This window comes from Wolbachia endosymbiont of Nomada ferruginata (assembly GCF_001675785.1).
In the GTDB taxonomy this organism is placed as follows: Bacteria; Pseudomonadota; Alphaproteobacteria; order Rickettsiales; family Anaplasmataceae; genus Wolbachia; species Wolbachia pipientis.
The window spans coordinates 1-10,401 of the sequence record NZ_LYUY01000047.1; the positions used below are offsets into that span (position 1 = coordinate 1).

7 protein-coding genes and 2 pseudogenes are annotated in these 10,401 nt (G+C 35.7%); 6 read left to right on the forward strand and 3 right to left on the reverse strand.

The annotated features are described in order from the left end of the window. The 6 genes and pseudogenes from BA053_RS08340 to BA053_RS03585 all read left to right on the forward strand — a co-directional run. Window positions 1-339 (forward strand): LLM class flavin-dependent oxidoreductase (locus tag BA053_RS08340; RefSeq protein WP_218914976.1); only part of this gene is annotated, 339 nt, incomplete at its 5' end. Next, window positions 278-853, forward strand: a complete 576-nt coding sequence (locus BA053_RS03570) for an LLM class flavin-dependent oxidoreductase (protein WP_255356243.1) — start codon at window positions 278-280, stop codon at window positions 851-853. The genes BA053_RS08340 and BA053_RS03570, both read left to right, overlap by 62 nt. A 159-nt stretch (window positions 854-1,012) precedes the next feature. Further along, a pseudogene (locus tag BA053_RS06760) lies at window positions 1,013-1,320 on the forward strand (transposase); the annotation flags it as partial. 347 nt (window positions 1,321-1,667) lie between these two features. Beyond that, window positions 1,668-2,628: pseudogene (locus BA053_RS03575) on the forward strand (IS110 family transposase). A 551-nt stretch (window positions 2,629-3,179) separates the two neighbouring features. Further along, window positions 3,180-4,907 carry an ankyrin repeat domain-containing protein gene (locus BA053_RS03580; protein WP_065094552.1) on the forward strand — a complete coding sequence of 576 codons (1,728 nt, stop codon included), beginning with the start codon at window positions 3,180-3,182 and terminating at the stop codon, window positions 4,905-4,907. A 29-nt stretch (window positions 4,908-4,936) separates the two neighbouring features. After that, entirely contained in the window at window positions 4,937-7,411 is a 2,475-nt protein-coding gene (locus tag BA053_RS03585) for an ankyrin repeat domain-containing protein (RefSeq protein ID WP_167347055.1), read from the forward strand. 124 nt (window positions 7,412-7,535) lie between these two features. Here the strand turns inward: BA053_RS03585 and BA053_RS03590 are convergent, their stop codons facing one another. Genes BA053_RS03590 through BA053_RS03600 form a run of 3 tightly spaced genes read right to left on the reverse strand, consistent with a single transcriptional unit; the run spans window position 7,536 to window position 10,063 of the window. Further along, a complete protein-coding gene (locus BA053_RS03590) occupies window positions 7,536-9,032 on the reverse strand; it encodes a recombinase family protein (protein WP_065095307.1) in 1,497 nt (498 codons plus the stop codon). Beyond that, on the reverse strand, window positions 9,026-9,457 hold the full coding sequence (locus BA053_RS03595; protein ID WP_065106770.1) for a DUF2924 domain-containing protein: 432 nt from the start codon (window positions 9,455-9,457) through the stop codon (window positions 9,026-9,028). Before BA053_RS03595 ends, BA053_RS03590 begins: the two co-directional genes overlap by 7 nt. A gap of 45 nt (window positions 9,458-9,502) precedes the next feature. Further along, a complete protein-coding gene (locus BA053_RS03600; RefSeq protein WP_065106771.1) occupies window positions 9,503-10,063 on the reverse strand; it encodes an ankyrin repeat domain-containing protein in 561 nt (186 codons plus the stop codon). Between the last annotated feature and the right edge of the window lie 338 nt (window positions 10,064-10,401).

Here is a 10,401-nt window from a genome sequence, read left to right on the forward strand (position 1 = left end):
TTGGATATTTTTTCCTCATCTCTTACCTCAATATTCTTTCTTTATATACTACGTATTCCTTGGTTTGTGGACAACCTCTTAGCAGCAAAACAGATTTCTACAATTAGTCATCTAAGCAACGCCCGCATTGCAGTTAATATAGTTAGTGGCTGGTTTCGTAGTGAGTTTAAAGCCATTGGTGAACATTGGCTGGATCACGATGAGCGTTATCTGCGATCTGAAGAATTTATTCGTTGTTTGCGTGGTATATGGACAGAGTCTAGTTTTAATTTTGCAGGTGATTTTTATCGCTACTGTACACTATTCATTAAAACCAAAACCATTATATCCACTACCTGAGATTTTTCAGGGTGGTAGTTCTCGTGCTGCACGAGATATGGCAGCGCGTGTATCTGATTGGTATTTTACTAATGGTAACAACATTGAAGAAATCACAAAACAAGTAGATGATATCCGGGTCAAAGCGGCTGCAAATGGTCATCGTGTTAGGATTGGTGTAAACGGCTTTGCTATTGTGCGTAAGACTGAAGAAGATGCACGACAGGTTCTACAAGAAATTTTGGCACATGCTGATTTTGAGGCAGTACAAGATTTTCATCATGAAGTTCAGAATGCTGGTAATGCTTCACCTGAGCGTGAAGGAAACTGGGCAAAATCTACTTTTGAAGATTTAGTGCAATATAACGATGGGTTTAAAACCAATCTGATTGGTACTCCACAACAAATTGCTGAACGCATAATTGCCTTAAAGAATATAGGGGTAAGTTTGATATTGTTGGCATTTTTGCATTTCCAAGAAGAAATGGAATTCTTTGGTAAAGAGGTTATTCCTTTAGTTCGTGAATTAGAATAAGGATAAACTGGTTTTCTGATGATTTAAAAATAGGGTTTAATTTTTTTGCATAAGAAAACAAGGCTTGCTGAACTTTCTACAAAAGCATAGTTGATCTCTGGATCTAGGAGATTGTCCAGAAACTAGAATAGTATTAAGAGATACAAAATGAGGCAAGAAATGAGAAAAAAATACCCAACAGATTTAAGTGAAAGGTCGAATAGAAAAATATTTCATGGTGTCATACAAAAAAGGAGCCAAAGTATAGTAAGAAAGAAATATCAGAAGCAATTTTCTATGTACTGCGTACAGGGTTGGTGAATGATTTTCTGATGTGGAAGACTGTATATAAGGCAATAGAAAAAGCAGGGAATTTTTGAGTAAATGAATTACGAAGCATAATAGACGAAAAATAGGAAGAAGTGAGCAACCAAGTGCCTGAATCTGTAAAAACTACAGAAAAAGGGGTTATGATGAAAGTAAAAAAGTAAAGGGAAGGTGGTATATTGCTTGGTTGGAAGCATGAAAAGATAATACCCTCTCAGAGTGGATAGGTGGCAGGTTGGGTTCTTTTCTGAAGCACTGTGTGATTCATATAGCCTATTTAAGCTAAATTCACATATGAACTTGTATCTTTATGATGTAAGGTATTAGAGCTAAAATATCTTGCAGGGAAGGGTGAAGCCGGATGCGAACTAACGCCAATAAGGCCGAAAATTAGATTTTGCTCCCCTTCCAATAGAGTTAAAAGACTGAACAGTATCTTTGGAATTATATCCCGTATTTACAAGGTTGGTCTAAACTCTCAATTTATTATAGTCTTGGAGGTAGTTTTATGCAAGTCAATGCTGTTTTAGGTGTAGATATTTCTAAACAAAAATTTGATGCTTGCTTGTTGATAGGCAGCAAAGAACGACATAAAGTTTTTCACAATAATCAAGAGGGTTTTGAAAAGCTTGTAGCTTGGTGCAATGGACATGGAGCAGACTTTATTCACCTGTGTCTCGAAGCAACTGGTTGTTATAGCGAAGATTTAGTTACCTTTATGTATGATCTGGGACATAATGTAAGCGTGGTAAACCCAGAAAGCTTTTGGCAAAAGTGAGCTACTTAGAAACAAAACAGATAAATCAGACGCTGCCATGATTGCTAGGTTTTGTATTGCTAACAAACCTGATCTTTGGAAACCTATTTCTCCTGAAGTTAGGCGTTTAAGAGAACTTTATCGTTGTTTGCAAACGCTTAGAAATGACAAGTTGCAACAAACGAATCGCTTAGAAAACAAAAACATGTATTCCAGTTGTAAACAAGCCATACTTGAAGTAATTACCACAATAGAAACACAAATTGCTGTGCTAGAGAGAGAAATTAACGGGCATATAGATAACCATCCACACCTAAAAAATATGATAGAAAAGATCAAGACTGTAAAAGGCATAGGATATCTTACTGCTGTTGCTGTTGTTGCAGAAATGCCATCAGTTGATAATTTTGATCATGCTAGACAATTTGCAGCTTTTGCTGGTCTAAATCCAGGACATTATCAATCAGGGTCATCTGTAAGTAAAAAAAGTCGAATATGTAAAATAGGATCTGAGCGTATTCGCAAAGCTCTTTATATGCCAGCTATAGTAGTCAGAAACCGTAATTCTCACTTTCAAAAGTTTTGCCAGCGTTTAGCCAGTAAAGGAAAATGCCCAATGGTTATAATTGTTGCGCTGATGAGAAAACTAATGCATGTATTTTTTGGTATTCTTAAAAACAATCAACCATTCAATGGTGATTTGGTAAAATAATGTTAACAGTTATGTTCAACAGTTTTGAGCATTCAACATAGAAGACCATGCCTAAAATGCTGGTACTATAGTAGATTACATTGTATCATTTTGCTTTGACTTTGACAGAGTTGCTTGGTGAAAAAGTTAGTGTAACTATGGATAAGTACGACTACACAAACTAAAAGTACTTATCCATAGTTACACTAATTTATAGAAGATGTAAGCCTAAATTTTCTTGTCATTTTTTATTCTTTTTAATCAAATAACTTGTTGACAGTAGAGACAGTATCTAATTTCCCTGACTTTGTTGCAAAGATTGCAAGTTCCTATTTTCATAACCCTACTTTTACGTAGCTTGTTCTCACAAAGATACGATCTTTTTGGGATCTTTGAAGAAGTAAATAATTGAAATCTTTGTAATACTTGGTTGCAATGTTTTTTAGAGACAAAAGGTATTTTCCTATATCTGAATACAATAAATTTGTAATTCTGAAAAAAATATAAAACTATTGCTAATTATAATAATTGTGTAATAATTAAAACATAAGTTTTTAAGTTAAGGTAGTGTCGTGGGTAATCAATTGGAAGAAGTATCTAGTCCAATAAATATTCAAGCAGATTTAGAAGAGAACAGTATGGTTGATGGAATAGAAAAGCGGTCAAAAGAACAAGGTTTTTATGCAACACAGACCATACCAATTTATCAAGTTAATCAAAATATTACGTATTCATATTTAGCTACGCTCGATAGTCACTTAAAAACAGATGAGCATTGTGTACACGAAAGTAATATACATACTGACTTACTTAATTTTGCTTTTCATGGTTCCTTAGAGAAAGTTCAAGATCTATTAAACAAAGGAGCTAGTGTTGAGATAAAAGACAACAATGGTAACACGCCTTTGCATCTTGCTGCTGGCAGGGGCCGCTTCGTAATCGTTGGAACCCTGTTAAAAAAAGGAGCTACTGTTGAGGTAATAAACAATGAAGGAGCTACTCCGCTGCATATCGCTGTTCAGATGGGTCACTTAAACGTAATTCAAGTTCTACTAGATAATGGTGCTGATGTTGATGCGCAAAAAGATAATGGTGACACTGCCTTACATATTGCTGCTAAAGCAGGCCACTTAGAAGTAGTTCAAGTTCTATTAGGAAAAGGGGCTAGTGTTGAGGCACGAAACGAAGAAGGATGCACTGCTCTTCATTCTGCTACTGAAATGGGTAAATTAAAAGTGGTTGAGTACTTTATAAGTGAAGAAAAAATCAATATTAACCAAGCAACCGATGATAATGACACTCCTTTGCATATTGCCGCTGAAATGTGTCACTTAGACGTAGTTCAATTTCTGTTAGAAAAAGGAGCCAGTGTTGAGGCACGAAACAACGAAGACTGTACTGCTTTGCATATTGCTGCTAGCGAGGACCACTTAGAAATAGTTAAAGCTCTATTGGGCCAAATGAATAATGCTGACATACGAAAGAATAGTTTCAAATGTGTATTGCATATTGCTGCTCGAGAGGGTTACTTAGAAATCGTTAAAGCTCTATTAGACAAAGGTACTGATATTAATGCAACAAACTATGAAGGCGATACTGCTTTAAATGAAGCTGCTGGATGTGGTCATTTGGAAGTAGTTCAATTTCTGTTAGACAAAGGAGCTAGTTTTGAAGCACGAAACGAAGAAGGATGCACTGCTTTGCATATTGCTTGTGAGGTGGGCTGTTTAGGCATAGTTAAAGCTCTGTTAGAAAAGGGATCTGATGTTAATGTAGTAAGCGAAAAAAATGGCGATACTCCATTACATGAATCTGCTAGAATGAATCGCTACGATATAGTTGAATATCTTGTAGAGGAAGAAAAGGCTACTATTGATGTAAAAAACTTTAGAGGTGAGACTCCTTCCGATTTGGCAGATTCTAATGGTTACAAAGATATAGTTAAGTATCTTAGTCTTCGAGTAAGGGAGTGTCCCAAAACCTCGGGAAGTCTGGCTGATGATAAAAATGTGATACAGTATCAAAAAGTGACAGAAAATAAACACCTAACTATAACTAATAGAGCAATAAAGACCAGTTTCTGTGTAGGGATAATGACCATGTTGACAAGTGTGGCTATTGGATGTACTGCTATTCATCTTAGTTTATCAATATCAGCTACTGCTGCATTGATTGTTGGGGCCATTGCTGGTGGCATTACATATGCAGTATTAAAGCCTAATAGTAGGCTAAATGAATGTGAAGTGAATAGGCAAAGCTTACCTCAAATGCCTAAGGACGAATGTTGCATGTCATATTAGTTCTTGCATTTTATGTCATGCGTGTGAAAATGGTGCGTAGTATTTTTAACCGAGGTGGAGTTATGGAATTGAATAAATTGCAGGAAGTATTAAATTCTGCTAACGCTGATGTTCGTTTAAGTAAGAGTAATGTAGTTAGTAAAATAGAAGAGAGATTAAAGCAAGTAGATCCAGGTACATTGTGCCAATTAAGTTTTGCTGTTTTAAAAAACAACAAACAAATGGTAGAAACCCTTATAAAAGGAGGAGCTGATGTTAACACAATTGATGCGTACAATCGTGATCCATTATATTATGCTATCTCACAAGGGAACACAAGAATGGTAGAGATCCTAATAAAAAATGGAGCAAGTGTTAATAAGAAGTATAATGACGGAAGCACTCCTCTACATCATGCTGTCTTGAGCCAAAAAATAAAAATAGTAGAGTATCTTATAAACAATGGAGCTGATGTTAATGCGTTAGATGAAAAACGGCGCACTCCATTATACTTAGCTGGACGAAGTACAAAAATGGTCTCGATTCTCATGAAGAAGGGGGCATTACCTTTACTGGAAAACAGAGATATTGAATTTTTAAAGGATCTAGCTAAACGCATTAAAGATGATGATACAGAGTATTTAAAGGAGGTAAAGGTAGAACAGAAGGAGGGGCGGGTAGATGATAAGTATGAGTCAATTAAATACTCGTTGCTGCTTAGTGATAACAGCTCTTTGACCTCTATTATTAAAAGGGAAAAATTCAAAAATTTAATATCTGATTGGTCTTTCAACGTACCTGATTTAAAAGATAACCAAAAAAATTTGAATAAGGCACTGTTAAATCTTCTTACAGACTTTCCATTTTGTGACATTACAAGGTTTGAGGACTTTTTACACGATAACAAAGGTGATGATCTAAAAGCTGTTCTCAATCTTCAAAGGGGAGAATCCAAATTGACAATACTACATGTAATACAAGGTATGGAGTATTTAGCAGTGGAAAAAGACATAGGTTGTGCAGTTAGTGCATTTATGACTTTACTTTTAAAATCTGGTGCTGATCCTAACATAGTTAACAGTGAAGGGCAAACACCTTTGCACTATGCTGCTTATTATAATACTTTAAATATACCTTTGCTTCTGAAAAAAGGAGCACGTGGTCAAACTGACAGACAAGGAAAAACTCCTCTAGACATTGTAATTATTAACAAAAAACCTTTTGAAGTGAATCTTTTAGAACAGATCTTTTTAACTCAGGAGCAATTGGAAGCAAAAAATGATTTAGAAGGTATTTGCGGTCATAGCTTTAACACTAATCGACTAAGAAAGTTTTTCAATCAGCACAAAGGAAATGAAGGTCTTAAAGAGATTCTCAATCTTCGTGATTGCGAAGGAAAGTCTCGAGTTTTTCAAAAGATTAGGGAGGCTTGTTATGGTAATGAAACTCATTTCAAAGAAGCAAAAAAGTTGCTGCTAGAAGCAGGAGCGATTGATTACGAAGAGTGGAAGGACAAAAAACGTTTGCCTAAGCTTAGAACTCTATGGGATGATTTAATATTAGATCAGTCGGAAAAGTTGAAAATATTTTTGGGTAGGGTAAATAAATCCAAAGATATAGATGAGTTAAAACGCGTTGTAAACGAAGCTATAGAACTTGGGGTAAGGCTGAACTTTCCTAACCATGGTAGTATATACGGAAAGGTATATGAAAAGGAATATAGTTTTACAGATTTTGTGATAAGAAAGATTAGTGAATTAAGAAAGAGTTCCGAAGGTTCAAGGAATATAGAGGTTGCTAGTGGTATAGTATGTCAATTGATATCAAAAGGGGCAATTTTGTACAACATAAGCAGTATATATGTAATTGACGAACTGGAAGAGTTTGAAAGCCACAAAGCTAATATGAAAAACGCTTATGCAGATTATGAGAATCGTGCTTTAGATTTCATAACAATCGTTCAAAGCGCAACAAGTGGTAAGGTAAGAGACGTAAAAATCGACAACTCTACTCTCTGTCTTGAATATTCACAGGATAGTAAAGTAGATGTTGCAAAGATTACAAATGGAGCAAGGGGTTTAGGTATCACTCAGGAAGGTGTACAATACGGAAGAAATATAATAAAGATAGGTAAGAGTGAGGTAGAAATTATAACGGAAAACGCTATAAGGAATTATGTAGGCCTAGCAGATGGTAGTAATATAGTATTGACTTTCGATACTGGCTTGGGAGAGTTGGAAGTGAGATTATACCCTGATAAGCAAAATCTAATAAAGGTAGAAGTAGAAGATCAAGAAAAGTGGAAAAAATTACAGAATTGTGAGGAACGAATAGGGGAAAAATGTTTGCTTGGTGGGTGTTCAGTACGTGATGCTATTGAACGAGGTTTTTTTACTAGATCTGGAGAGTTGATTCGTTCTGAAACAATTAATCAATCTGATGCAACAAAAGTGGACTCTTGGACAAAGCGCGAAAAAATGAGAAAAGCTTCAAGTCTTGAAGAAACAGTAGGCCGTTTTCTATAATGAAGTGATGGTGATGTTAAGTTAACATTTTAAAAGATTTTTTGAGAAATTTGTCTTATTTGTATCTGTTCAACCAGTGGTATCGACTTAAGAGCTTCAATTGACGTCCAAAAGAATGTGATTTTTAACACTCCCATGCCAACTTATAAAATTTCTCAAGCTGCTCACTCCACAGCATTGGTATTTCCCTCAATTCAACCAACTTCAATCCTCTTGGCTGCCTCCCATTTATTATGTCTTCCTTAATCTTTGGTGCTAAATAATTTAACCTTAAAATTTGCTGTATACGTCTTGTACCTATATTAATTTTGGCACTCAGCTCATTCACACTTCTATATTTTCCCTCTTCTAGTTGCCGTTTCCACAGATGGGCTCTCACCACTGCTTTCAGTAGCGCATTGTTTGTTTTCCCTTCAGGTTCTACTACTGTACATTTGTTTCCTTTCTTCTTTAAGTTCATTGGCACAAATTCTATCTTATCCTCCGAACACACTTCTATTCCATCTTCTTTTACCATTACTCCTTTTATTAACTTTTTCACTACTTCTTTCTGTTTTCCAAAACTTAAATTTTTCCACTCTTCTACTTTTTTTTCCCAATTTTCATATAGCTGCTCTGTCTTCCTCATCACTTCTTTTTCCACTTCTCCAGCAACTATTGTTCGATTTACTGATTCACAATTCTTTCCTCTTAAATGGTTATTACATATATAATATCGGTACCTTTTATTCTCTTTTTTTGCATACGTCAGCGTCATGTTTACACTACAGCTCTTGCACTTAATTATTCCCCTAAGCAATGCTTCCTCATATTTTGCTTTTCTATATGGTTGATTCCTTATCAATTCCTGCGCTTTTTGCCATTTTTCTCCTTCTATTATCGCCTCATGCTTTCCCTCATACTGTTTGTCATAATGTCTTATCTTTCCCATGTATATTGGATTTGTTATTATTCTCCTTACCGTTGCCTTTTTAAAGATATCTGATTTCGTTCGATATCCTTCTCTGTTTAACTCTCTTGCCAATGCTGCCATTGACTTCAGCACCAAATGTCTTTCAAATATATGCCTTACCACCTTTGCTTCTTTCTCATTTATTATTAATTCTTTATCTTTTACATCATACCCAAATGGCAAAGTTCCTCCCATCCATAACCCTTGTTCTTTCGATGTTGCTATTTTATTTTTTACTCTCTCTACTATCATTTCTCTTTCTAGTTGCGCTGCTCCTGATAACACTGTTTGTACAAACTTTCCCATTGGCGTATTATTGTCAAATATTTGTGTTACTGCTATAAAATTTACTCTATGCCTTCTAAAAAATGACGTTACTTCTATGCTGTCTTTTGTTTCCCTTGATAACCTGTCCAGCGTATATACTACTACACAATCTACTTCTCCTGCCTTTACATCTTCAAACAATTCCTTTATCGCCGGTCTATTTAAATTACTCCCTGAAAAGCCTCCATCGTCATACCTTCTTGCCAATGCTACCCAGCCTTCTTTGCTCTTTATATATTTTTCACATGCTACTCGCTGCGCATCAAGACTGTTAAACTTTTGTTCTAGCCCGTCTTCATTTGATTTTCTCGTATAAATTGCGCACCTTACTTCTTTTAGCATTTTTTCTCCTTATCTCTCATTCCAAATAGGAGTGGCCCATTGTAGCTCATTCCCATTATTTTCCCTGCTACTGCTGATAACGACGTATAAAACTCCTCTCTGTAGATCAAACCTGTATTTGTTACCATTACAACGTGGACTTCTTCTCCTCTCTCTAATATCAACTCTGTTCCCTCTACTGGCAGTTTATCGCTACTTATCCTTTTTCCCTTCTCTAGTCGATCTGCTAGATATTCTAGTCTGTTTGCCCCTTTTCTTGACATTTCTCCATACGCTTTCTCCTGCAACCTATACGCCAATCTTGGTATCAAATATTTCTTTGAGTTTCTAGGCGCTTCTTCCACAAAGACCTTCCTCCATATTTTTCTCAGCTCTTCCAACGCTTTTTTCTCTAAATTCAATACTTTCTTTTCTATTCCTTCCATCCTAGCTTCTGAATTTAAAAAAAAGTTGCGGCTCATAGCACTTTCTCATCCACAGTTTCTAGCTCTTCCTTTGCCACTATCACACCTGCTGCCGGATACAACCCTTATTTTTTCTATGAACTCTCTCTGTTTATTTGCGATTTTTACGTTCTCTAACACTTCTTTTATCTCTTTATTATTTCTCGCATAATCCATTGGGGTCTTGCCAAATTTATCTTTTTGTTCCACATTCCCTCCCGCTTTTACTAGCTCTTCTACTATTTTTATCTCTGCTACCATGCACGCAAGGTGTAACGCGGCAAATTTGCTACTTCGTTCCACTGCGTTTACATCGACTCCTGCCTTTATCAGCTCTTTTGTATTTTCTAGACGTTGCCCCATCACTGCTAGGTGTAGTGGTCTATATTTCCCGGCATCTGCTGCATCTACATCTGCTCCCTTTTTGATTAATAATTTCACTTTTTTCGGATCTGGCATTCCCACCGCGTAATGTAGTATCGTCCTTCCTTTTGTGTCTTTTTTGTTAATATTTTCTATTGAGTTATCTAATACTTCTTTCCACGACTTATTAAATTCTTCTCTTTCTTTCTTACTAAATTTTACCATAAGTTCCTCAGCTATTAATGCAATATAAAGTGGCTCCAATTTGGCTCACTTTAGCGCTTAGCAAATCTTATTTGTTTACTAGCTACTTTTTCACTTAGGGCTGTTTTGGCATAAAAAGCAAGTTTTTTTTTACAAAATATACACATTTTTTCCGCATATTATATTAAGATATAAATCTATATGTTTAATCTGTTAAATCTACCTCCTGCTGTTGTAATTCATTTACGTTTCGTTTCTCCATTATCTCCTCTATTGCCTTGTTTGCTTCTCCATACATCACCGCCACATCTCTCATATTCACTCCCCTTTTCTCTAGAAAATTCGTTACCTTCTGGTAA